This window comes from Stenotrophomonas sp. G106K1 (assembly GCF_037969685.1).
In the GTDB taxonomy this organism is placed as follows: Bacteria; Pseudomonadota; Gammaproteobacteria; order Xanthomonadales; family Xanthomonadaceae; genus Stenotrophomonas; species Stenotrophomonas lactitubi.
The window spans coordinates 15194-39103 of the sequence record NZ_JBBPFR010000032.1; the positions used below are offsets into that span (position 1 = coordinate 15194).

Annotated in this window: 16 protein-coding genes; 8 read left to right on the forward strand and 8 right to left on the reverse strand. The window is 66.1% G+C overall.

Going from position 1 to position 23910, the window contains the following annotated elements:
- Positions 1-80 precede the first annotated feature (80 nt).
- Positions 81-1103, reverse strand: coding sequence for an L-threonine 3-dehydrogenase (tdh, locus tag WKB25_RS19825; RefSeq protein ID WP_032952044.1), 1023 nt, complete (start codon positions 1101-1103; stop codon positions 81-83).
- Between the two features lie 292 nt (positions 1104-1395).
- On the opposite strand from tdh, the gene WKB25_RS19830 reads away from it, so the two are divergent.
- The 7 genes from WKB25_RS19830 (at position 1396) to WKB25_RS19860 (ending at position 10019) form a co-directional block, all read left to right on the forward strand.
- Positions 1396-3558: a S46 family peptidase gene (locus WKB25_RS19830; protein ID WP_340572573.1), complete on the forward strand. Its 2163-nt coding sequence runs from the start codon at positions 1396-1398 to the stop codon at positions 3556-3558.
- Between the two features lie 240 nt (positions 3559-3798).
- Entirely contained in the window at positions 3799-4443 is a 645-nt protein-coding gene (locus WKB25_RS19835) for a histidine phosphatase family protein (RefSeq protein ID WP_340572576.1), read from the forward strand.
- A 42-nt stretch (positions 4444-4485) separates the two neighbouring features.
- Positions 4486-5757: a bifunctional tetrahydrofolate synthase/dihydrofolate synthase gene (gene folC / locus WKB25_RS19840; RefSeq protein WP_340572578.1), complete on the forward strand. Its 1272-nt coding sequence runs from the start codon at positions 4486-4488 to the stop codon at positions 5755-5757.
- Positions 5758-5838: 81 nt separating this feature from the next.
- Positions 5839-6861 (forward strand): SPOR domain-containing protein, encoded by a 1023-nt coding sequence (locus tag WKB25_RS19845; RefSeq protein ID WP_340572579.1) that lies wholly within the window; start codon positions 5839-5841, stop codon positions 6859-6861.
- 46 nt (positions 6862-6907) lie between these two features.
- The gene (locus tag WKB25_RS19850) at positions 6908-7687 is read left to right on the forward strand and encodes a CvpA family protein (RefSeq protein WP_205406357.1); all 780 of its coding nucleotides are present in this window, start codon (positions 6908-6910) and stop codon (positions 7685-7687) included.
- 30 nt (positions 7688-7717) lie between these two features.
- Complete coding sequence (gene purF / locus WKB25_RS19855) at positions 7718-9184, forward strand: amidophosphoribosyltransferase (protein ID WP_025878104.1); 1467 nt, start codon at positions 7718-7720, stop codon at positions 9182-9184.
- A 10-nt stretch (positions 9185-9194) separates the two neighbouring features.
- On the forward strand, positions 9195-10019 hold the full coding sequence (locus WKB25_RS19860) for a ferritin-like domain-containing protein (RefSeq protein WP_340572588.1): 825 nt from the start codon (positions 9195-9197) through the stop codon (positions 10017-10019).
- Positions 10020-10089: 70 nt separating this feature from the next.
- Here the strand turns inward: WKB25_RS19860 and WKB25_RS19865 are convergent, their stop codons facing one another.
- Positions 10090-11562: a DUF2235 domain-containing protein gene (locus tag WKB25_RS19865; protein WP_340572581.1), complete on the reverse strand. Its 1473-nt coding sequence runs from the start codon at positions 11560-11562 to the stop codon at positions 10090-10092.
- A gap of 220 nt (positions 11563-11782) precedes the next feature.
- Here WKB25_RS19865 and WKB25_RS19870 point away from each other — a divergent pair, with 220 nt between their 5' ends.
- Entirely contained in the window at positions 11783-13036 is a 1254-nt protein-coding gene (locus WKB25_RS19870) for a zinc-dependent metalloprotease (RefSeq protein WP_340572582.1), read from the forward strand.
- An 87-nt stretch (positions 13037-13123) separates the two neighbouring features.
- Here the strand turns inward: WKB25_RS19870 and lpxH are convergent, their stop codons facing one another.
- The 6 genes from lpxH to ppx all read right to left on the reverse strand — a co-directional run bounded on the left by lpxH (position 13124) and on the right by ppx (position 23782).
- Entirely contained in the window at positions 13124-13870 is a 747-nt protein-coding gene (gene lpxH / locus WKB25_RS19875) for a UDP-2,3-diacylglucosamine diphosphatase (protein WP_340572583.1), read from the reverse strand.
- Between the two features lie 59 nt (positions 13871-13929).
- On the reverse strand, positions 13930-14469 hold the full coding sequence (locus WKB25_RS19880) for a phosphatase PAP2 family protein (protein ID WP_180163719.1): 540 nt from the start codon (positions 14467-14469) through the stop codon (positions 13930-13932).
- Positions 14450-15595, reverse strand: a complete 1146-nt coding sequence (locus WKB25_RS19885) for a glycosyltransferase family 1 protein (protein ID WP_340572584.1) — start codon at positions 15593-15595, stop codon at positions 14450-14452. The genes WKB25_RS19880 and WKB25_RS19885 overlap by 20 nt, the downstream gene beginning before the upstream one ends.
- A 164-nt stretch (positions 15596-15759) precedes the next feature.
- Positions 15760-18684: a TonB-dependent receptor gene (locus WKB25_RS19890; protein WP_340572585.1), complete on the reverse strand. Its 2925-nt coding sequence runs from the start codon at positions 18682-18684 to the stop codon at positions 15760-15762.
- A 329-nt stretch (positions 18685-19013) separates the two neighbouring features.
- Complete coding sequence (locus WKB25_RS19895; RefSeq protein WP_340572586.1) at positions 19014-21941, reverse strand: TonB-dependent receptor; 2928 nt, start codon at positions 21939-21941, stop codon at positions 19014-19016.
- A 314-nt stretch (positions 21942-22255) separates the two neighbouring features.
- Positions 22256-23782 carry an exopolyphosphatase gene (ppx, locus tag WKB25_RS19900; RefSeq protein WP_340572587.1) on the reverse strand — a complete coding sequence of 509 codons (1527 nt, stop codon included), beginning with the start codon at positions 23780-23782 and terminating at the stop codon, positions 22256-22258.
- Positions 23783-23910: the final 128 nt, after the last annotated feature.

Below are 23910 nucleotides of genomic sequence, written 5' to 3' on the forward strand. Positions count from 1 at the left end.
GGCGCCCAATGGGCGCCTTTTTCAATTCCAGGGCGTGCCGAGCAAGCTCGGCACCCACCATTTGTGCACGAAGCGCAGGATCAGTTCCAGCTCAATACCACCTTGCCTGCCTTGCCTTCTTCCATCAGGTCGAAGCCCTTCTGGAAGTCGTCGATCGGCAGCTGGTGGGTCATCACCTTGCCGAGCGGGAAGCCGGACAGCACCAGCTGGGTCATCTTGTACCAGGTCTCGTACATCTTGCGGCCGTAGATGCCCTGCACGGTCAGGCCCTTGAAGATGATCTTGTCCCAGTCGCAGCCGGCGCCCTTGGGCATGATGCCGAGCATGGCGATCTTGCCGCCGTGGTACATGCAGTCGAGCATGTCGTTGAACGCGCGCGGATTGCCGCTCATTTCCAGGCCCACGTCGAAGCCCTCCATGTGCAGTTCCTTCATCACGTCCTTCAGCGACGTGTTGGCGACGTTGACCACGCGGGTAGCACCCATGTCGGCGGCCAGCTTCAGGCGGAAGTCGTTGACGTCGGTCACCACCACGTTGCGCGCACCGATGTGCTTGCAGATGCCTGCCGCAATGATGCCGATCGGGCCGGCGCCGGTGATCAGCACGTCTTCGCCGATGACGTTGAATTCCAGCGCGCAGTGCGCGGCGTTGCCGTACGGGTCGAAGAAGGCGGCCAGTTCGGACGGGATCTGGTCGGGGATCGGCCACAGATTGCTGGCCGGCATCACCATGTATTCGGCGAACGCGCCGTTGACGTTGACGCCGATGCCGACGGTGTTCGGGCACAGGTGCGGACGACCGCCGCGGCAGTTGCGGCAGTGACCGCAGACGATGTGGCCTTCGGCCGAGACGCGCTGGCCGATCTCGTAGCCGGTCACGCCCGGGCCGATCTCTGCGATTCGACCGACGAACTCGTGGCCGATGGTCAGGCCCGGCTTGATCGTGCGCTGGCTCCATTCGTCCCACAGGTAGATGTGCAGGTCGGTGCCGCAGATCGCAGTCTTTTCCAGCTTGATCAGGACCTGGTTGGGGCCTGGGGTCGGCACCGGAACTTCTTCCATCCAGATGCCCTTGGCCGCTTCGCGCTTGACCAGGGCCTTCATCGTTTGCTGCGCCATCGGGGTGGAACTCATCAGGGGGAAAGCGCGGATTATAGGGCGCCACGCGGATTTCCCATGTTGCGCTGCGGGTGCATTGGTGGAACGAAAGCTGTGCGCAGGCGGGCGTTTCGAACGGCGCCGCTGCGCTCGCCGGGCCATGCCCGGCGGATGCGTGGGTGCCAACCAGGGTTGGCTGCTACCGGGGCATCGGTGCGCCCGGCCCATGACTTCCGGGGTTCGGGGCGGGGCAGGGTGGCGGGCTACAATCGAAGGTTCCACTACCAGGGGCCGCTCCATGCGCTCGAACCTGCTTGCATTCTCCGTCGTCGCCAGCCTTGGGCTGGTCCAGGTCGCCCATGCCGCTGAAGGCATGTGGGTGCCGCAGCAGCTGCCGGAAATCGCCGGCCCGCTGCAGAAGGCCGGCCTCAAGCTGTCCCCGGAACAGCTGGCCAACCTGACTGGCGACCCGATGGGCGCGGTGGTCGCGCTGGGCGGCTGCACCGCCAGCTTCGTGTCCCCGCAGGGTCTGGTGGTCACCAACCACCACTGTGCCTACGGCGCCATCCAGCTGAACTCGACCGCGCAGAAGAACCTGATCAAGGACGGCTTCAACGCGCCCAAGCACAGCGATGAACTGAGCGCCGGCCCGAACGCCCGCGTGTTCGTGCTCGACCAGATCACCGACGTCACCGCCCAGGCCAAGGCGGCCATCGCCGGCGCCGGCAAGGATCCGCTGGCCCGCAGCCGCGCGCTGGATGCCTTCGACAAGGCCCAGGTCGCCGCCTGTGAAGCCGATGCCGGCTTCCGCTGCCGCCTGTACTCGTTCTCCGGCGGCAACACCTACCGCCTGTTCCGCAACCTGGAAATCAAGGACGTGCGCCTGGTCTATGCACCTCCGGGCAGCGTCGGCAAGTTCGGCGGCGACGTCGACAACTGGATGTGGCCGCGCCACACCGGTGATTTCTCGTTCTACCGTGCCTACGTCGGCAAGGACGGCAAGCCGGCGGCGTTCTCGGCCGACAACGTGCCGTACCAGCCCAAGCACTTCCTGAAGTTCGCCGATACGCCGCTGGGCGCCGACGACTTCGTGATGGTGGCCGGCTACCCGGGCCGCACCAACCGTTACGCGCTGGCCGGCGAGTTCAACGAAACCGCCAGCTTCACCTATCCGACCATCGCCAAGCACTACAACGCGGTGCTGAAGATGATTGCCGACGCCGGCAAGGCCGACGCCGACGTCAAGGTGAAGTACGCCGCCACCGCCGCCAGCATGAACAACGTGGCCAAGAACTACCTGGGCCAGCTGGAGGGCTTCAAGCGCATCGATGCGGCCGGCCAGAAGCAGGCCGAAGAAGCGGCGGTGCTGGCCTGGCTGAAGAAGCAGGGCGCTGCCGGCAAGCCGGCGCTGGCTGCGCACGCGCAGCTGCTGCAGCACCTGGATACCAGCAAGTCCACGCGCGAGCGCGACCTGTTTGTTGGCCAGTTCAACAACACCTCGACCGTCGGCGCTGCGATCACCCTGTACCGCCTGTCGATCGAGCGCAGCAAGCCCGACGCCGAGCGCGAAGCCGGCTACCAGGATCGTGACCTGACCACCATCGAAGGCAGCCTGAAGCAGATGGATCGCCGCTACGTGGCGAAGATGGACCAGCAGCTGCAGGCCTACTGGCTCGACCAGTACGTGGCCCTGCCGGCGGCGCAGCGCGACAACGAAGTGCTGAACACGTGGCTGGCCGGCAGCGATGCCGCTGCGGTGAAGTCGCTGGTGACCAAGCTGGGCGGCACCGAGCTGGGCAGCCTGGACAACCGCCTGAAGTGGTTCAAGGCCGATCGCGCTGCGTTTGAAGCCAGCAATGATCCGGCCATCCAGTACGCGGTGGCCGTCATGCCGGCGCTGCTGAAGCAGGAAGAGCAGAAGAAGATCCGCGAAGGCGAATCGCTGACCGCGCGTCCGCTGTACCTGCAGGCCGTGGCCGATTACAAGAAGAGCCAGGGCGAATTCGTCTACCCGGATGCCAACCTGTCGCTGCGCATCACCTTCGGCAACGTCATGGGCTATGGCAAGGACGGCGTGCAGTACACCCCGTTCACCACCCTGGAAGGTGTGGCGGCGAAGGAAACCGGTGAGGATCCGTTCGACTCGCCGAAGGCGCTGCTGGATGCGGTCAAGGCCAAGCGTTATGGCGGCCTGGAAGACAAGCGCATTGGTTCGGTGCCGGTGAACTTCCTGTCCAACCTGGACATCACCGGTGGCAACTCCGGTTCGCCGGTGCTCGATGCCAACGGCAAGCTGGTTGGCCTGGCCTTCGACGGCAACTGGGAATCGGTCAGCTCCAACTGGGTGTTCGACCCGGTGATGACCCGCATGATCGCCGTCGACAGCCGCTACATGCAGTGGATCATGCAGGAAGTGGCGCCGGCGCCGCAGTTGCTGAAGGAACTGAACCTGGCGAAATGATCCGTCTGCGGTCGCTGGCGGTCTATCCACGCATGGCGTGGATCTACTGGCCGCCTCCGGTAGCGCCGGGCCATGCCCGGCGGAATCCGTAGGAAACCTGAAACCCCGCGACGTCTGTCGCGGGGTTTTTTCATGCCCCGTCCGGCCCGGTCCGCCGAACAGGTATCATCCCGGTTCCGCGCACTTCACAGGATGTGAACGAAACGCGGAAACTTCCTCCCCCAAGGACCCCTTGTTCGCATGCGCATCCTGCTTGCCCGTCACGGCGAAACGCCGTGGAACGCTGAAGGCCGCTACCAAGGCCAGATCGACATTCCGCTTTCGCCCATCGGTGAAGCCCAGGCCCAGGCGCTTGGCGCCCGCCTGGCGTCGGTGGACATCTCCCGCGCGGTGGCCTCGCCGCTGTCGCGCGCCCAGCGCACCGCGCAGCTGGCCCTTGGCGCTGCACGCGCCGACATGCTGCTGACCGAGCCGGAACTGCAGGAGATCGCACACGGTGAGTGGGAAGGTCTGCTGGCCAGCGAAATCAACGAAAAAGATCCGTCGCGCCTGCAGGCCTGGCGCGATGAGCCGGACACCGTACTGATGCCGGGCGGCGAGTCGCTGCGCCTGGTGCTGGAGCGCAGCTGGCGCGGCCTCGCCCGTGCCGCTGAAGGCCTTGGCGAACACGACACGCTGCTGGTGGTCGCCCACGACGCGGTCAACCGGGTGATCCTGTGCAAGGTGCTGGGCCTGCCGCTGTCGCGGCTGTGGACCTTCCGCCAGGCACCGACCACCCTCAACCTGCTTGAAGGGCCTGACCTGGACAGCCTGGAAGTGGTGCGCATGAACGACTGCGCCCACCACACGCCGTTCTTCGGCGAAGCCAAGCACCGCGCACTCTGAATTTCCTGTCCTGAACCACCTGTACCTGTTGGAAGCCTTGCCGTGAAGAACACCCCGACCACTCTGGCCGAATGGCTGGATTACATTGAACGCCAGCACCCGGCAAGCATCGACATGGGGCTGGAGCGCGTGCGCACCGTGGCCACCGCGATGGGCCTGGGCACGCCGGCCAGGCACACCATCGTGGTCGGTGGTACCAACGGCAAGGGGTCCACCGTTGCCTTCATCGAAGCCATCGCGCGCGCTGCGGGCTGGAAGGTTGGTGCGTACACCTCGCCGCACCTGCTGCGCTACAACGAGCGCGTACGCATCGATGGCCAGGATGCCGACGACGCCGCACTGGTCGCTGCGTTCAACACGGTCGAGGCCGCGCGCGGTGATGTGACGCTGACCTATTTCGAGTACGGCACGCTGGCCGCGCTGCAGTTGTTCGCCGATGCCGATCTTGATCTGGCCGTACTGGAAGTCGGCCTTGGCGGCCGCCTGGATGCGGTCAACATCGTCAACGCCGACGTGTCGGTGATCACCACCGTGGACATCGATCATGCCGAATGGCTGGGCGAGGACCGCGAGGCCATCGGTGCCGAGAAGGCCGGCATCATCCGCGGCTGGAAGCCGGTGATCCTGGGCGAGACCGATCCGCCGTCGAGCGTGCTGGCGCGCGCCTACCTGGTGGGTGCCAATGCGATCCGCGGTGGCAGCGACTATTTCTACGAACCGATCGACGCGCAGCGTTGGCGCTGGCGCGATGTCGGCACCCGCCTGGAGCTGCCGACCCCGACGCTGGCCGGGCCGATCCAGCTGGCCAACGCCGGTGCGGCGATCGCTGCGCTGCGTGCGCTGGACAAGCCAGTGCCGCGCGCGGCATGGGCCGCAGGCGTGGCAGCGGCGCGCATCGCCGGGCGGCTGCAGGCGTTCGAGCGCGATGGCGTGCAGGTTCGCGTCGATGTCGGCCACAACCCGCAGGCAGCCGGTCAACTGGCGCGCGCGCTGAAGGCCGAGGCATCCCCCGGGCGCACCCTGGCGGTGTATGCCGCGCTGCAGGACAAGGACGCCGTGGGCGTGGTGCAGGCCCTGCAGGAGGTGGTGGGCGACTGGACCCTGGCCGGCCTGGATGGCCCGCGTGGGCAGAGCGCGGCGCAGTTGCAGGCGCGCCTGACCGATACCGCTGCGGCCGCTGCGGCGTTGGTCGACACGGTCGAACAAGCGCTGGCGCAGGTGCTGGCCCGTGCCGAGCGCGGCGACCGGGTATTGGTGTTCGGTTCCTTCCATACCGCCGCCGCTGCGCTGCAATGGCTGCAGGCCCACGCCTGACCGCCGTTCAGCCATTACCGACGCCGTCCGGTCGCGCACCCGTATAATCGACCGCAACGTCCAGCCTGCCGCCTGCCCTACGTGGATACGCCCCTGAAACAGCGTCTGATTGGTGCCATCGTCCTGGTGGCCTTGGCCGTCATCTTCCTGCCGATGCTCGTCAAGGGCCCGGCCCCGGACAGCGGCGTGGCCAATGTGCCGATCGCCGCGCCCGATGCGCCGGCCGATGGCCAGTTCGAAACCCGCGAACTGCCGCTGGTCGCGCCTGCCGGTGGCGCCACCGGCCTGCAGAGCGGCCAGGCCCGTCCGGTCGAGGAGGCCGCCGCACCGGCTGCACCGCCGACCGTGGACACTTCACCGGCAGTCGCCGCCGGCAACTACGCGGTGACCTTCGGCGCCTACGGCAGCCAGGCAGACGCCGATGCGGTGGTCGCCTACCTCAAGCGTTCGCAGCTTCCGGGCTTCATCGAGACCGCATCGATCAACGGTCGCCCGGCCTGGCGCGTGCGCGTTGGACCGTATGCCGACCGTGCGCAGGCCGAAGCGGGCCGGCTGCAGGCGGTGAAGGTCCGCGCCGACGTGAAGGCAGAAGTCATCACCCTCGATGCCAAGCCCTCGACCAGCGCGCCGGTGGCAAGCACGCCTGCACCCGTGCCGAGCGCCAGTACGCCCGTTGCGGCGGCCACGCCATCGGCGACCGGCAATCCGGTGCGCAGTGAAAGCCTGCCGCCGAGCACGCCGACCGCAGCAGCACCGCCGGCTGCCAAGCCAGTGACCAAGCCGGAACCGAAGCCCGAGCCCAAGCCGGAAGCGACCGCCAGCAAGCCGGCCACGCCGCCGACTACGCCGGCCGCGCCGGCTGCCAGCGGAGTGGGTTTTGCCGTGCAGCTTGGCGCATTCGGCCAGGCCAACGATGCCAACGCCCTGCGCGACAAGGTCCGCGCGGCAGGCTTCAGTGCCTTTGTCGAGCAGGTGCGCACCGAAAAGGGCAGCCTGCACCGGGTCCGTGTTGGGCCGGTCGCCAACCGCGCCGATGCCGAACAGTTGAAGGCGCAGGTCGCCGCCAAGGTCGGCGTGGCCGGCATGGTGCGACCGCACCCATGACCTGTACGCAGCCCCGTTGCCAGCGCCGCCGAAGGAGCGGGGCGCCATGATCGACGTGGTGCTGCTGATCGTGATCGCCGCCTCCACCCTGCTCGGGTTGCTGCGCGGCTTCGTCGGCATCGTCATCGGCACCGTATCGTGGCTGGTGGCCGCCTGGGCGGCCTTCGCCTTCGGCAACGATGCCGCACGCTGGTGGGCGGCACCGGCCGCGCCCGGCGGCGAGCATTTCATCGGCGGCTACCTCAGCGTCGGCATCGGCGTGATGATCGTCGTCGCGGTGATCGGCATGGTCATCAAGGCCATCGTCCACCGCAACATGCTGGGCAGCCTGGACCGCCTGCTGGGCGGCGTCCTCGGCGCTGTTCGTGGGGGCCTCATCGCGGCCGTGTTGTTGCTGCTGGCCGGCTTCACCCCGCTCACTGCCGAACCCTCCTGGCGCGGCTCGGCGCTGCGGCCGGTGCTGAACCCGGCCGTGGCCTGGATGAACAGCAAGCTGCCGCACTGGCAGGTGCCGGGGGCCGACCTGCTGCCCAAGGCCTTGCCGATGGACGCACTGTCCCCATCTGCGTTGATGGAGCTGGGCAAGAGTGCCGGCGCCGGAGTGGGCAAGCCGGGGGCGACAGGCGATAATGGCGTACTCGGTCAGATAGTGGCGGGCAGCGGATGGCTGCGGCCTGCGAAGGCGGAACAGGGCGAGGCATACGATCCGGCCGAAGTGCGCCCGGACGCCCCAGCACTACCGGGCAGCATCGAGCCGGACGACCCGGCCAATGTCGACCGCAGACGCGGCGACAACTCTGGCCAGGTACGGCCACCTTCCTTGTAACTGGGCACAGCCCAGCGGAGACCTCGCATCATGTGTGGCATCGTCGGAATCGTCGGCAACCAGAACGTCGCCGGGCAGTTGTATGACGGCTTGACCGTCCTCCAGCATCGCGGCCAGGACGCGGCGGGCATCGCCACCGTCAACGGCAGCCGCCTGCGGGTGCAGAAGGCCACCGGCCTGGTCCGCGATGTCTTCGATGCACGCACCATGTCCACCCTGGAAGGCAGTGTCGGTATCGCCCATGTGCGCTACCCGACCGCCGGTTCGGAAGGCATGGACGAGGCGCAGCCGTTCTACGTCAATTCGCCGTACGGCATCGCGCTGGCCCACAACGGCAACCTGATCAACACCGAGGACCTGCGCCAGCAGGTGTTCGAGCAGGACCGCCGCAACGTCAACACCGATTCGGACAGCGAAGTGCTGTTGAACGTGTTCGCCTACGAACTGGAACAGCAGCGCCAGCTCAGCCCGGAAGCCGCCATCCGCGCGGTTGCCGGTGTGCACCGCCGCTGCAAGGGCGGCTATGCGGTGGTCAGCGTGGTACTGGGCCTGGGCCTGGTTGCTTTCCGCGATCCGCATGGCATCCGCCCGCTGGTGCTGGGCAAGCGCAGCCACGCCGAGGGTGACGAGTACATCGTAGCCTCCGAGTCGGCGGCACTGGATGTGCTGGGCTTCCAGCGCGTGCGTGACGTGCAGCCGGGCGAAGCGCTGGTGATCACCGCGCGCGGTGAACTGTTCTCGGAAATCTGCGCCGAACCGGCCGAACACACCCCGTGCATCTTCGAGTACGTGTACTTCGCACGCCCCGATTCGATGATCGACAACGTGTCGGTGCACAAGGCGCGCATGCGCATGGGCATCAAGCTGGGCGAGAAGATCCTGCGCCTGCGCCCGGACCACGACATCGACACCATCATTCCGATCCCGGACACCTCGCGCGATGCTGCGCTGGAGATCTCCAACGTGCTCGGGGTGAAGTACCGCGAAGGCTTCATCAAGAACCGTTACATCGGCCGCACGTTCATCATGCCGGGCCAGGGCGAACGGGTGAAGTCGGTGCGTCGCAAGCTCAACCCGATCCACCTGGAATTCCGCAACCGCGTGGTGCTGCTGGTGGATGACTCGATCGTGCGCGGCACCACCAGCCAGCAGATCGTGCAGATGGCGCGAGACGCCGGCGCACGCAAGGTCTACCTGGCCAGCGCCGCGCCGCCGGTGCGTTACCCCAACATCTACGGCATCGACATGCCGGCCGCTGAAGAACTGGTCGCGCACAACCGCAGCATCGAGGAAATCGAAGCCCACCTGGGCTGCGACTGGCTGATCTACCAGGACATCGAAGACATGGAAGCGGCGGTGAGCGAAGGCAATCCGGCGCTGCGCAACTTCGATTCGTCGTGCTTCAACGGGCATTACCCGACGGGCATCGAGCCGGGCTACTTCGAGCGCATCCAGCAGCTGCGTTCGGATGACGCCAAGCACAAGCGCCGCGCCTGAGGTTCAGGCGGTGGTCGACGTGCCTGACGTCGGCGGCAATCTGCTGCGCGCCGCGCAGCAGTGCCTGGCCGAAGCGGATCCCCTGCGCAAGGTCGCACTGACCCAGGCCTGCGCCGCTGCGTTCCGCGCCGGCCGGTTGAACGTACCAGCCGATGCGCCGCCAGCCGAACCGATCCGCATGCCGGGCCGACCGCCGCAGCTGATGATGGTGCATCCGCGTGAAGTGCCCCGGCGCGGCCTGGGCGGTGTAGAAGGGCGCGCGGCGTTCATCCATGCCATCGCCCATATCGAGCTCAATGCGATCGACCTGGCCTGGGACGCGGTGTACCGCTTCCGCGGTCTGCCGGCGGCGTTCCATGCCGACTGGGTGAGCTGCGCCGACGACGAATCGCGCCACTTCATGCTGCTGCGCGAGCGCCTGCTGGCACACGGCCATGAGTACGCCGATTTTCCTGCGCACAACGGCCTGTGGGAAATGTGCGAGAAGACTGCACACGATGGTCTGGCACGCATGGCGCTGGTGCCGCGTGTGCTGGAAGCGCGTGGGCTGGACGTGACGCCTGGCATGATCGATAAGCTGCGCAATGTCGGCGACGGTGAAACCGCCGATGTGCTGGAAGTGATCCTGCGCGAGGAGGTTGCACACGTTGCCGCCGGATCGCGCTGGTTCCGCTGGTACTGCGAGTGCGCCGGCGTCGAACCGCGCGCACGTTTCAAGGAACTGCTGGTCGAGTATGCCGGTGGCTACCTGCACGGGCCGTTCAATATCGAGGCACGCCTGCTGGCCGGTTTCGATGCGGATGAGCTCGCCAATCTGATCGAACAGGCGGGTTGACCGGCGTCGGTTGCTCCATCATCCACGCCATGCGCGCTTTCAGTAGATCCACGCCATGCGTGGATGCCGTTCACGCGTTCGGCAACACCACGCGCCTGCCATCCACCGTCGGCCGGTTGATGTAGAACAGCCCCGGCCCAGGGCGATACGGCAGCTCGCTGACACCGGCATCGGCGGTGTAGGTCAGGGCGGTATCGCCCAGCGCATCGAAATTCCAGTGTGCGGACTGCATCAGGTAACGGCGGCGCAACAACGCTTCCTGCGTCGGGGTCAGCGACTGGCCAGCGATCAGGCGGCGCGCGATCGGCTGCAGTGCACCAGGCAGCTCCCAACCCGCCACCTCGGCAGCGTCGGCGGTCCAGGCCACGCCGGCATCGATGGCATGCTTCTGCATCACCTGCAGTGCAACCAGCTGATAGCGCCAGTCGATGCGCCGGTGCAGCACCACCGCAGCGGAGGCGTACAGCACCGGCGACATCAGCACGCTGCGGCTGCCGGCGCGTCGTTGCTGCTGCCACTGGTGCCAGACATCGACCCACACTTCCCTCGGGTTCAACCCCAGTTGCTGCCGCCAACGTTCGGCGTCGGCCTGTGCTTCAGCGTAGGCGGTCGTCGCCTGCAGCAGTGCCAGTGGCGGTGTCTGGTAGTCCTCCACGCCGGGCCGGCGCAGCTGCTGCCGTCGCGGCCGGCTGAGCAGCTTGGGCCCTTCCTCCTCCTGGTCGTAGCCTCCACCGATGTTGGCGTGCACACCGGGCAGTGCGATTTCGGGATGGGTCGGCGCCACCGTGGTCAGCGCATAGTGCTGGCGATGCTCATCGCGCGCGCTGAGCTGCAGTACCGCCTCGGCGATGCCCGCGGGCAGGGCGATGCGGGGGTGCTCGTCGGCGCGGCCGCCGTTGACGGCAACGACTGTGTCGAACAGGCCGATGAAGCGCAGTGTCGGCCGCGGCAGGGCGAAGTCGGCACTGCACGAGAGGCCCGTCTGCAGCAGCAGCTGCCGCCAGCGCGCGGCATCCCACCCGCGCAGGTGGTTGGCCACATCGCGTGCGGCGGCCGCGCCCCGCGAATAGCCGAACAGATCCAGCTGCACGCTGTGCAGCGGCGCGTGCCATTGCGACGCCAGTGCCGCAAGCGCCGCCGGCAGCAGCACCCTCAATGCACGCTGCACCTTTGCCTGCACGCCACTGGCGCCAATCCCGAAAGCCAGACCGATCAGGTCGTCCTCGGCATCGTCGCGGGTGCCGACACCTTCAACATAGATCGCCAGCGAAGGTGCGCTGCCCGGTGTGCGTCGGCTGTCCGGGTACAGCTGATGCAGGCGTGCGATGTTGGTGGCGCCGTTGTCGTAGCTGCTGGTCAGCCGGCTCTGGTAGGTGGAATCGTCATCGGCGCGGAGCAGGGCAGGGCGCGGTCGCGGCACCTGCCGGTGACCCAGCGCCAGGTTGTGCGCGTTGTTGCGGGTGCCGTCGAAGAACAGGCCGATCCGCAGCAGGCCCGGATCAGCCGTCATGTCACTGCTGTGCTGGCCTGGCGCCATGTGCATCCCCTGTCGTGGCCGCGTCACGGTAGCGCGAAAGCTGTGTATTGGCGATGTGCAGTGACGCTTTTGACCTCACTGAACGTAGATGCGGTCGATCACAGATCGCGATTTCCATTCCCCTCATCTATTGAATTCACACGCCCCGCGCAGGCCAGATGGCCGAACCCGGCACCCCGGGTCGTGCCGCATCAACGCTGTCTACTTCACTCCAAGGAGCGACAAGATGATGTCCAGATCGATAGGTAAAGCGACAGGTGGTCTGTTGTTGGGATTGTCGGTAGCGGCCGCCGCGAGTGCGGCGCCGTTGTTCGAGCCGGTCACCGTGCTCAGCCGTGCGTCGGCCAGCAGTGAGCCGGCACTGGGGCGATTGCTGGCCACCCCGTCCACCGCCGCCGTACAGGAAGTGCGCGTCGATGCCGCCGCCACCGCGCAATCGCAGCTGGAATTCGAGCTGCTCGGGCAGAAGGTGCAGGCCGTTCGCAGCAATGTCGAGGCGCTGCCGGATGGTGGCAGCGTCTGGTATGGCCAGTTGCGCGCGCCATCCGATCGCCTGCAGGCGGCCACGTCCAATGGCCAGGACGATCCGGGCAACTCGCTGATCCTGGTGCGCTCGGGCAACACCCTCACCGGTTCGATCCGCAAGGACGGCAGACTCTATCGTCTGCGTCCGCTCGGCAACCGCCACGTGCTGGTAGAGGTAGATGAATCGCGGATGCCGGCTGACCATCCGGCCGACTACAACCAGTTGCCGAAGATCGCCATGCCGGCCAATGATCGCCTCGGCACCGCGCAGGCCTCGTCGGGCAGCCCGGCGACCATCCGCGTGCTGGTGGTGGCGACCAATGCTGCAGTGACCGCCTACGGCGGCAACATGCAGTCGCTGGTGCAGCTGGCCGTTGCCGAGTCCAACCAGGGGTATACCAGCAGCAACGTGGGCCTGACCCTGCAGCTGGCCGGTTATGAAACCACCAGCTACACCGAGTCCGGTAATTTCACCACCGACCTGTCGCGCTTCCGTGGCACCAGCGACGGCTACATGGACAGCATCCACACCAGTCGCAACAGCACCGCCGCCGACGTCGGCGTTCTGCTGATCAACAACACCAGCTACTGCGGACTGGCCTCCGGCATCGGTTCCACGGCGTCGACGGCGTTTGCCGCCGTGTACTGGGATTGCGCCACCGGCTACTACTCGTTCGCCCATGAAATCGGCCACCTGCAGAGCGCACGGCACGATATCGCCAGTGATCCGAGCACGTCACCGTATGCCTATGGCCATGGATATCGCTATGAGCCGGCCAGCGGATCGCGCTGGCGCACGATCATGGCCTATGACTGCTCGGCCGGCTGCCCGCGGCTGAACTACTGGTCCAATCCGAACATCAGCTACAACGGCGTGCCGATGGGCATCGCCAGCAGTGCCGACAACCAGCGCGTGCTGGTCAATACCAAGGCCACCATCGCGGCCTTCCGCTGAGGCCAAGCGCCGACCAGGGTCGGCGTCTAGCAGAGCGGGTGCACCTGCTCTGGTGGATGCCAACCTTGGTCGGCACCCTGCGATCCATCAGTCGCGGCTGAGCGAATCCAGGCGCCAGCCGTTGCCATCCACGCGCAGCACCGAGCCCTGTTCGTACCAGTCCCCCAGCACGATGCGGGTGCAGCTGCGTCCGCCGGCCTGCAGGGTGTGGATCGCCGGGCGATGGGTATGGCCATGGATCATCGTGTCCACGCCGTGGCGCGCGTAAGTGGCTTCCACTTCGGCCGGGGCCACATCGGTGACGGTTTCGAACTGTGCACGGTCGCCCTGTTTCATTTCCGACTGGCGCGCTTGGCTGGCATCACGCGCTTTCTGCGCGAAGGCGATGCGCGCTTCCAGCGGCTGCGACAGGAACTGCGCCTGGAAGACAGGATCGCGGGTCTGGGCGCGGAACTGCTGGTAGGGGATGTCATCGGTGCACAACAGGTCGCCGTGCTGCAGCAGCACCGGGCGGCCGTACAGCTCGATCATGCACGGGTCCGGCAGGATCCGAAGGCCCGCGCGGCGGGCATAGTCTTCGCCCAGCAGGAAATCACGATTGCCGCGGATGAAGAAGACCGGCACGCCGCTGTCGGACAGTACCTTCAGTGCATCGGCTACCGCGTCGGCTGCGGCCGAGGGTGTGTCATCGCCGATCCAGGCTTCGAACAGATCGCCAAGGATGTACAGCGCGTCGGCGCCGGGCGCCTCCTCGCGCAGGAAGCGCAGGAACAGGTCGGTGATGGCCGGACGGCTGGGGTCCAGATGCAGATCGGAGATGAACAGCGTGGTCATGCGGACATTCTAGGGCATCGCTTCGCCGCTGGCGCAGGGCTCTGCCCAGCCGCAGGGCATCACACCGGCAACGGCAGCCAGGCCAGGCTGGCCGAGGCCAGCAGTGCAGCGATGCCGGTGGCCGCCAGAACGTCACTCGGATAATGCAGGCCCAGTACTACGCGCGACAGGCCTACGCCGAAGGTGAACGGCACCAGCAGCGGCGCCAGCCAAGGGTAGTAGGCCAGCGCAACGATGGTGAACGACACCGCGTGCAGGGTATGCCCGGACGGGAAACTGAACTCATCCAGCGGCGCCACCCAGGCCCGGATACGCAGGTCGGCCGCGTACGGCCGTGGTCGCCGGGTCCAGCGTTTCAGCCCCTTGTACAGCAACAGCGCGGCCAGCCCGGTGGCGGCCATGTGCACCGATGCACGCAGGCCGTCGAAGCCATCAATGAGCACCAGCGCGCCCATCAACATGTACCAGAACACGCCATCGCCGAGCCGGCTGATGATCGAGAACACGCGCCGCACGCGGCGACGTCGGCAGTAGTGGTTGGCACGGCGGCACAAGCGCGCTTCGCGGCCCGCCAGCAGTTCAAGCGGCGTGGTGCGCATGTCCGCTCCTCCGTGCATTGGCCAGTTCCGCCAGCAGGCTTTCGAACTCCGCCACCACCTGCTGCGGGTGCAGCCGCTTCATCGCCCGTGCCGCGTTGCCACCCAACTCGCGGCGCAGGGCATCATCGGCAGCCAGTTGTACTGCTGCCTGCACGAACTGCTCGTCGTCATCCACTGCCGCACCGTTCTCGCCGTTGCGCAGGTATTCGCGGGCCGCGCCGTAGTCGAAAGCGACCGTAGCCAGGCCGCTTGCCATGCTTTCCAGAGTCACGTTGCCGAATGTCTCGCTGCGGCTGGGGAACAGGAACAGATCGCCACTGGCGAAATGGCGGGCGAGGGCATCACCGCGCTGGATGCCGCAGAAGATGAAATCGGGATTCTCATGGGCCAGCTTCTCGCGCGCAGGGCCATCGCCGACCCAGATGAAGCGTGCTTTCGGTCGCACCTGCTGCAGCTTGCGGAAGGCCTTCACCGCCAAGCCGAGGTTCTTTTCGGCGGCGATGCGGCCAACGTAGATCGCCGCCAGCCCCGTACCATCGATGCCCCATTCTTCGCGCAACGCCGGGGCGCGGCGTGCGGGGTCGAACTGCTGGTTGTCGACCGCGCGCGCGAGCAGGCGCACACGCTCGAAGCCCTGTTCGGTGAGAAATTCCTGCAGTTCACGGGTCGGTACCAGGGTCGCGTCGGCCTGGTTGTGAAAGCGGCGCATCCAGCGCATTGCCGCCGACTGCAGCCACGCCACGCCATAGTCGGGCAGGTATTCGTCGAAGCGGGTGTGGAACCCAGTGGCCACCGGAATGCCCAGACGGCGCGCGGTGCGCAGTGCCGACCAGCCCAGCGGACCTTCGGTAGCCACGTAGATCGCGTCCGGGCGCTGCTGGCGCCAGTGCCGGCCCAGTCGGATCGGTGCCGGCAGGCCGAAGCGCAGGCCGGGATACCGCGGCAGCGCTGCACCCGGTACCAGCAGGGTGCCCGGTGCCGCATCCAGCGCTTCGCTGACCTGTCGTGGGCGGATCAGGTCGACCTCGTGGCCGGCGGCGCGCAATCCCTGCTCCAGGCCCTGCACGGTCAGTGCGACGCCGTTGATCTCCGGCGGGTAGGTTTCGGTGACGATGGCATAGCGCATGGCGGGCCTCCGGTTTTACGCATGCTCAGGCCTGGCGATGTAGCCGACATGACCGCTTTGCGACAGCGCGATGACGGCCGGGCAAGGCGGCGCCTGCGCAGTTCAGGGACAAAAAAACCACGGCCCCGAAGGGCCGTGGTCGTGGTGTTGCGCCAGTGCGTGGATCAGAAGCGCTGCTGGTACTTCATGTAGATGAAACGACCGATGTCAAAGCCGCCGTAGTAGGAGAAGTTGGAACTTGGCTGGCTGTACAGGATCGGTCCCTGGCGAGCGAACACATTGTTGGCGCCGATCGAAATGGTGGCGCTCCACGGCAGGTTGTAACGCGCCTGCACATCATGGAACGTGACCGAACCGCGTCGGTTGTAATCACGGCTGCCGCTGTACCAGGGCGCGCGCTGGTCTGGATCGGAACATTCGTCCGGATGGCCGCTTGCGTCCAGGCAGCGTTCCTTGACGGCGGAGAAGTAGCGCAGGCTCCAGGTGAGGCCCAGGTTGCCCTGCTCCCAGCCCAGCGATGCGTTGGAGCGGACCCGGAAGCCGATACCGCCGTTGGTGGCGATGCCATTGCTGGGAATCGGCGGCACATCCGCCTCGTTGGTGGTCCGTTCTTCGGCGGCAACCACATAGGTGGTCTTCCAGTCGGCGCGCAGCGTGCCCCAGCGGGTTTCGAGCTTGTGGCCGATCTCCAGGTCATAGCCTTCGGCCTGGCGGAAACCGCTGTTGCGGTTACCGTAGTTGAGCTTGTCGACGATGCCCAGTTCCGGGTCACGGGTGAAACCGCCGCAACGTTCGGCGATGCCCAACTCGTAGCAGTCGCGAAGGATATTGTTGGGGTGGTCTGCGACGATGGTGTTCTCGATGCGGATCTTCCACCAGTCCAGCGCGATGTTCAGCCCTTCGGCGAACGTGGGGCTCCAGACCAGGCCCAGTGTGCGGCTGGTCGAGGTCTCCGGCTCCAGGTCCGGATTGGAGCCGTTGGTGAAGGGCCGCGGCGTCTGCCCGCTGCTGCTGGTGATCGGCTCGTTGCCCTGGCCGAGCTGGCGGTAGGTGTCCGCATTGGCGATGTCGGTGGCGCAGCGTGCACGCACCTCCGGGCTGCTGGCGGCTGCACCGTAGACGATGTCGCAGGGATCGCGGAAGCCGGTGGTGAAGGTTTCAGAACCACCGCCATACAGGTTGGAGATGGTCGGTGCGCGGAAGCCCTGGGCCCAGGTGCCGCGGACCAGCAGCTGGTCGATCGGCTTCCAGGTGAAGCCGAACTTGCTGTTGAGGGTGCCGCCGAAGGTGGTGTAGTCCGAGTATCGGGTAGCGGCGCTCAGGCTCAGCTCACGCGCACCGGCCAGATCGCGCAGCACCGGTACGCTCAGCTCCAGGTAGGCCTCGTCTACACGGTAGCCACCGCCGGTGGGGCCTGCGGCCAGGTTGGTGGTGGCACCGGTCTGTGCCAGCGCATCGGGGATGAAGCGGCCATCCTCGCGGCGGCTCTCCGCACCCACCGCGAAGCCCAGTTCGCCGGCCGGCAGCGTGGCGAGACTGCCGCTTAGGCTGGCGAACAGGTTGCGGGTTGTGGTGCGGCCGCGGCTGAGTTCCTCCGGGAACAACCAGTCCTGCAGTTCCGGGTTGCCGGTCAGGCCATAGGGATCGTCCTGGCCATAGGGCACCAGCGGGTTCCAGGGCCTGCACCCGCTGATCGGCGCATCCGGTGTACCGCACTCGACCTTGCCGGTTGCCGGATTGTAGAAGGACGGCCCGGTGGCATCGGCAACGCGTTGCTTGTGCAGGTTGCCGGTGGCGCGTTGGGTCAGTTCGCTGCGGTTGTACTGGTAGCCGGCTTCCCAGTCGAAATCGCGACCGCCGAACGCGAAGCTGCCCTCGAACGCCGCCACGCCCTGCCAGGAGGTCAGTTCGCTGGTACTTACGCGCGGAATCTCCCAGGTACGGCGGTTCCAGTCCACGTCGCTGGGCGTTTCGTAGCCGTGATGGCTGCCGAACGGGTTGAACCAGCTGTCGACGGACATCGGCGTGATGCCTGCTGCGCCGGACTGGAACGGGTAGCCGGCCACCTGGCGCCTGGTGGTGCGTTGGTTGTAGGCCAGTTGGGTGTTGAAGCGGACCTGGTCGTTCAGATCCACGCGTGCGTCAACGAAGATCGAGTCGCGCTTGATCGGTGTCTGCAGGTGCATCTGCTCGTTGCTGTTGCTGACATCACCGGTGAACGGCGTGTTGTCGCTGAGATGGAAGCTGTCCGGACCTCCCGGCTGGCTGCCACGGTCGAGCGAATAGCTGCAGCCGCGGCTGCTGCTGCAGCCCGGGCCCTTGAAGCCGGTAATGCGGCCCCACTGGCCGACCGTGGTCCAACCATCGTCCGGATGACGATCGGTATAGGTGTAGGCACTGAAGCCCCGGTCCTTCGCCCACACGCCCTTTTCTTCGACATGCTCGGCGGCGAGGCTGATCGAGGCGCGTTCATTCGACCAGCCTGCAACCACGTCGTACTGGGTGCGGGCGCCATCGCCTTCGCTGAACTGGCCATGGTAGACGCTGGCGGTCATGCCCTCGACGTTGCGGCGGGTGATGATGTTGACCACGCCGGCCATCGCGTCGGAACCGTAGATGGCCGATGCACCATCCTTCAGAACTTCCATGCGCTCCACGGCAGCGGCAGGAATGCTGGAGACGTCCTGGTAACCACTGGTTGTCATGCCCAGGCGTTTGCCATTGATCAGCACCAGCGTGCGCTGTGCACCCAGGCCGCGCATGTCCACGTAACTGCCACCGGCGGTTTCGCCAGCACTTAGGGGGCTGGCACGGCTCAGCGCCGGGCTGCCGGTTGCGGTCAGGTTCTGCAGGATGTCGGCGACGGAATTGAAGCCTTGCCGCTCGATGTCAGCGCGGCTGATGGTCAGCACGGGCTGAGCGGTTTCCAGATCGACCTGGCGGATGCGCGAGCCAGTGATCTCGATGCGGTCCAGGGTGGTGGCTTCAGCGGAATCCTGGGCGAATGCGGGAACGGCCAACGCAGTGGTGGCTGTCATCGCAAGCACTCGGCGGATCGCCAACCCAAGTTCGGGAATACGGATGGTCATGGGTCTCTCTCTCTTCCAATTCATCGGTGCGCGGCCAAGCAGGGCTGCGCCAGTTCCACCGCAGGCGGTGGACGTTCAAACCTAGTGAAGGCCCGCAGGGAGAAGTAGAGGAAAGCGACGAAAGCGCCCGGATCGGTGATGACGCTTTTGTACAAAGCGGAATCGAATCAATCGATTGCTCGGTCATGTGGTGTTCCGGCTGAGGGTGTGCCCGGTCTCGCGTGCTGGATTGAAAGCGTCAAGGCCGATGTGCATGGCGACAACCTGCGCAGGCAAAAAAAACCACGGCCCCGAAGGGCCGTGGTCATGGTGTTTCGCCAGCGCGTGGATCAGAAGCGCTGGGTGTACTTCATGTAGATGAAACGACCGATGTCATAACCGCCGTAATACGAGAAGACCGAGCGCGGCTTGGTGTACATGACCGGGCCCTGCTTGTCGAACACATTGTTGGCGCCGACTGAAACGGTGGCATCCCACGGCAGGTTGTAGCGGAACTGGACGTCGTGGAAAGTGACCGAACCACGTTCGTTGTAATTGCGCGTGCCCTTGTACCAAGGGGCGCCAACGTTCAGGTCCGAGCACTCATCGGCGTACTTGCCCGGGTTGACGCACTGTTCCTTGACGCTGGAATAGTAGCGCGCGGTCCAGCTGACGCCGAAGTTCTCCAGGTCCCAGCCCACTGTCAGGTTCGAACGCACGCGGAAGCCGATGCCGGTGTTGGTAGCGATGCCGTTGTTGACGGTCGGCACGATCGTGCTGTCGTTGGACGAGCGGAAGACGTCCTTGGCCACGTAGGTGGTCGACCACGAGGTGCTCAGCTTGCCGTAGTCGGTATCCAGGCGGTACGTCAGGTCCATGTCGTAACCTTCCGTTTCCATGAAGCCGGCATTGCGGTTGCCGAACTTCAGGCCGGTGACGATGCCGGTGGTCGCGTTGCGGGTGAAGCGCGCGCAACGCTCGGCCAGGCCCTGCTCATAGCAGTCGATCAGGATCTGGTTCGGGCTGTCGTCGACGATGGTGTCGTCGATGCGGATCTTCCACCAGTCCAGCGAAACGTTGAAGTTGCTGATGAAGGTCGGGCTCCAGACCACGCCCAACGTGCGGCTGGTCGAGGTTTCCGGCTTCAGGTCCGGGTTCGAGCCGGAGGTGAACGGCGTCGGCGTGGCGGCGACGGAGCCTTCGGTCGGCTGATTGCGGTTGTCCAGCTGGCGGAAGTTGGCCACGTCGGCGATGTCACGTGCACAGCGTGCGCGCACTTCGGCGCTGCTGCGGGCCGAGCCGTACTTGCTGTCACACGGGTCGGAGAAGTTGGCGAAGGTTTCCGAACCACCGCCGTACAGGTCGGAAATGGTCGGAGCGCGGAAGCCCTGGGCCCAGGTACCACGCACCAGCAGCTGGTCGATCGGCTTCCACTTGAAACCGAACTTGCTGTTGAGCGTATTGCCGAAGGTGTTGTAGTCCGAGAAGCGGGTCGCCGCGTTCAAGCTCAGCTCACGCGCACCCGGCAGGTCGGCCAGCACCGGCACGTTCAACTCCAGGTAGGCTTCCTTCACCTTGTACGAACCGCCGGTCGGGCCAGCGGCCAGGTTGGTGGTGGCACCGGTCTGCGCCAGCGGGTCCGGTACGAACTTGCCGGTTTCCTCGCGGTTCTCGACGCCGAAGGCGAAGCCCAGGTCGCCGGCCGGCAGGGTGAACAGGCTGCCGCTGATGGTGGCGAAGGCGTTCTTCGAGGTCGTGCGGCCGGTCGCGTTCTCCGGCGGGAACAGCCAGTCCTGCAGGGCCTGGTTGTTGGTCATGCCATATGGGCTTTCCACACCATAAGGAACCAGCGGATTCCACGGCATGCAGTTGGCGATCGGCGCACCCGGTGCACCGCACTCGACCTTGCCCGTTGCCGGGTTCAGGTAGGACTTGCCGGTAGCCTGTTCGACGCGACCCTTGTGCAGGTTGCCGAAGGTGCTCTGGCGCAGTTCGTTCTTGTTGTACTGGTAGCCCACTTCCCAATCGAAGTAGCGCTCACCGATGTCGAACGAACCGTCGAACGCGGCCACGGCGCGGTAGGTCTTCAGCTCGCTGGTGCTGGTGCGCGGCACCTCCCACAGGCGGCGGTTCCAGCTCACATCGGTGGGCTTGGCGTAACCGTGCTGGTTGCCGAACGGGTTGAAGTAGCTGTCCACCGACATGCCCTTGATCTTGGCGGTGGCGGTGTCGAACGGATAGCCGGCGGTGACGCGGGTCGAGGAGCGCTTGTTGTAGCCCAGCTCGGCCTTGAAGCGGATGTTGTCGGTGATGTTGGCCGTGCCCGAGAAGTACAGCGAATCGCGCTTGATCGGGTAGCTCAGGTGCATCTGTTCATTGGTGTTGCTGACGTCACCGGTGAACGCGGTCGGATCGGTGAAGTGATAGTTCGCCGGGTTCGTTGGGTCACTGCCGCGGTTGAGCGCGTAGTCGCAACCGGCTGCCTTGGTGCAGCCCGGGCCGCCCTTCACGCCGTAGAACTGGCCCCACTGGCTGTTGGTGGTCCAGCCATCGGTCGGGTGGCGGTCGGTGTTGCCGTAACGGCTGAAGCCGCGGTCACGTGCCCACACGGCTTTTTCTTCCGAGTGTTCGGCGGCGAAGGTGGCCGAGAAACGGTCATTGGACCAGCCGGCAACCACGTCGACGCGATCACGGGCGCCGTCGCCCTCGCTGTACTGGCCGTGGTAGACGTTGGCGGTGACGCCGTTGACGTTGGTGCGAGTGATGATGTTGATCACGCCGGCCATCGCGTCGGAACCGTAGATCGCCGAGGCGCCGTCCTTCAGCACTTCAATGCGTTCGACCGCAGACACCGGCAGGGTCGACACGTCCTGGTAGCCCGAGGTGCTGATGCCCATGCGCTTGCCGTTGACCAGCACCAGCGTGCGCTGGGTGCCCAGGTTGCGCATGTTCACGTAGGTACCACCAGCATCCTCACCGGCCGACAGCACGTTGGCGCGGCTGATGGTCGGGCTGCCCATCGCGGTCACGTTCTGCAGGATGTCCGACACCGAGCTGAACCCCTGGCGCTCGATGTCGGCGCGGGTCAGTGCCAGTACCGGCTGCGACGTTTCAACGTCCACCTGGCGGATGCGCGAACCGGTGATCTCGATGCGGTCCAGGTTGGTGGGCGAGGCGGTGCTGCTGCTCTGGGCGAACGCCGGCAGCGCAGCCAGCGTCGCGGTGGTTGCCAGGGCGTAGCGGATGGCCTGCCCCAGTGCGGTGGTGCGTGAAGTCATGACGAGCTCTCTCTCTCGGGTCGTGCAAAAGACGCCAAAACGGGCGTCGAAGGAATCGGCAGGTCCAGGACCGAGCCGATGACCCGATAGTAGTCTCGTTGGTTAACGCCCTGTAAAGAACGTGTGTCGGTTTATGTCGTTGTGCATCACGCGTTTTCACCAAACGTGAACAAAAGCAGGGGTTTACGTCAGAACGCGTCGCACGCCGCCGAAGCCTGTTGCTGCGTTGCAGCAGGAATTGGCGGTCGATTGCGCGGACTGTAACGAAATGTAATCGACGCCGACGGCGATGCGGGGGCGCCCCGTCGCCCTGCTCAGACCACGAACGGACGGAACTGGATGCCGAGTCCAGCGATGCCCTCGGTCTCGCCGATCAGGTCGGCGCGCAGCAGCGGCCGTGCATCGATGAAGGCCTGCGGCACGATCAGCGACAGGCGGCTGTCGTCGGCGGTCAGTTCCAGCGCCGGCAGCGGTGCGTCTTCATGCGCGCGATTGAGCAGTACCGCCAGGCGCAGCAGGGCAGCCAGGCGTCGTGCCGTCTGCAGCAGGCGTTCGGGAATGGCATCGAAGGCCGTCTTGCTGATACCGCGGCGGTGATTGCGCACCAGCGTCGCCAGCATCTGCTGTTCCTGCCGCGAGAAGCCGGCGATGTCCGAGTTCTCCAGCACGTAGCTGCCATGCACGTGGTAACCGCTGTGGGCGATCATCAAGCCCAGTTCATGCAGGCGCGCGGCCCAGCCGAGCATGCGTGCATCATCGGCGTCCAGCTTCCAGCGTTCCTGCACCTGCTCCAGCAATGACAGTGCGGTGTCCTGCACGCGGCCGGCCTGCACCGTGTCGATGCCATAGCGATGGGTGAGGGCGGCCACCGATTCATCGCGCGGGTCGTTGTCCCCGGCACGGCCGAGGATGTCATAGAGGATGCCCTCGCGCATCGCGGCCTTGCTGACCAGCAGCTTCTGCAGGCCCAGCGCCTGGAAGGCGGCCTCCAGCACCAGGATGCCGCCGGCGATGATCGGGCGGCGATCGCTGGACAGGCCGGGCAGCACGATGTCGTCGATCTTCTTGGCCTTCAGCAGCTCATCGCGGAGCTGCGGCAACGCCTCGGCCGTGATCGCACCCTTGCTCAGCTTCATCGTCGCGCAGATTTCGCTGATGGCCTTGTGGGTGCCGGACGAGCCAAGGGCTTCCTGCCAGCCCAGCGCGCGGTATTTGCTGGCGAAGGGCTGGAACTCCCGGCCGATCTCGGCCAGTGCATCCTTCCAGCGCTTCTTGCTGAGTTTGCCGCCGGGGAAGAAGCGACGGGTGCTGGCGATGCAGCCGGCCTGCAGGCTCTCGCGCTCCAGGGTCTGCATGCCCTTGCCGATGATGAACTCGGTCGAGCCGCCGCCGATGTCGATGACCAGGCGGTGCTGGTCGGGCTTGGGCGGTTGCGCATGGGCCACGCCCAGATAGATCAGGCGCGCCTCTTCGCGGCCACTGACCACTTCGATGGCATGCCCGAGTGCGGTTTCGGCCGGCATCAGGAAGGCCTGCGGCGAACGCAGCTGGCGCACCGTGTTGGTGGCCAGTGCACGCACGCGATGCGGCGGGACGTTGCGGATGCGCTGGCCGAACCTGGCCAGGCACTCCAGCGCGCGCTGCCGCGCTGCTGCGGAGAGTCCGCCCTTGCCGTCCAGGCCGTCGGCCATGCGCACGGTCTCGCGCAGGCGGTCGATCACCCGCAGCTGGCCAAGCGTGTAACGCGCGATGACCATGTGGAAACTATTGGAGCCAAGGTCGATGGCGGCCAGCAGGTCGCCATCCTGCAATGCGGGCGGAGTCGTGGTGGTATGCGGCATGGGCGAATGTTAGCCGAAGGGGCGGTGAACTCGTCACCGCGCGGCCTTCACATTTTGTGGGGGGAGTGCGGCAGGGCTGCGCCCTGCACCCGCAGAGGCCGAAGCAACGTCAACGTCAAAAGCGGGGT

Bases quoted from the DNA above. Each gene is read 5' to 3' on its own strand.
- tdh (WP_032952044.1), bottom strand. From the start codon at position 1,103: ATGAAGGCCCTGGTCAAGCGCGAAGCGGCCAAGGGCATCTGGATGGAA.
- WKB25_RS19830 (WP_340572573.1), top strand. From the start codon at position 1,396: ATGCGCTCGAACCTGCTTGCATTCTCCGTCGTCGCCAGCCTTGGGCTG.
- WKB25_RS19835 (WP_340572576.1), top strand. From the start codon at position 3,799: ATGCGCATCCTGCTTGCCCGTCACGGCGAAACGCCGTGGAACGCTGAA.
- WKB25_RS19850 (WP_205406357.1), top strand. From the start codon at position 6,908: ATGATCGACGTGGTGCTGCTGATCGTGATCGCCGCCTCCACCCTGCTC.
- purF (WP_025878104.1), top strand. From the start codon at position 7,718: ATGTGTGGCATCGTCGGAATCGTCGGCAACCAGAACGTCGCCGGGCAG.
- WKB25_RS19865 (WP_340572581.1), bottom strand. From the start codon at position 11,562: ATGCACATGGCGCCAGGCCAGCACAGCAGTGACATGACGGCTGATCCG.
- WKB25_RS19870 (WP_340572582.1), top strand. From the start codon at position 11,783: ATGATGTCCAGATCGATAGGTAAAGCGACAGGTGGTCTGTTGTTGGGA.
- lpxH (WP_340572583.1), bottom strand. From the start codon at position 13,870: ATGACCACGCTGTTCATCTCCGATCTGCATCTGGACCCCAGCCGTCCG.
- WKB25_RS19880 (WP_180163719.1), bottom strand. From the start codon at position 14,469: ATGCGCACCACGCCGCTTGAACTGCTGGCGGGCCGCGAAGCGCGCTTG.
- WKB25_RS19885 (WP_340572584.1), bottom strand. From the start codon at position 15,595: ATGCGCTATGCCATCGTCACCGAAACCTACCCGCCGGAGATCAACGGC.
- WKB25_RS19890 (WP_340572585.1), bottom strand. From the start codon at position 18,684: ATGACCATCCGTATTCCCGAACTTGGGTTGGCGATCCGCCGAGTGCTT.
- WKB25_RS19895 (WP_340572586.1), bottom strand. From the start codon at position 21,941: ATGACTTCACGCACCACCGCACTGGGGCAGGCCATCCGCTACGCCCTG.
- ppx (WP_340572587.1), bottom strand. From the start codon at position 23,782: ATGCCGCATACCACCACGACTCCGCCCGCATTGCAGGATGGCGACCTG.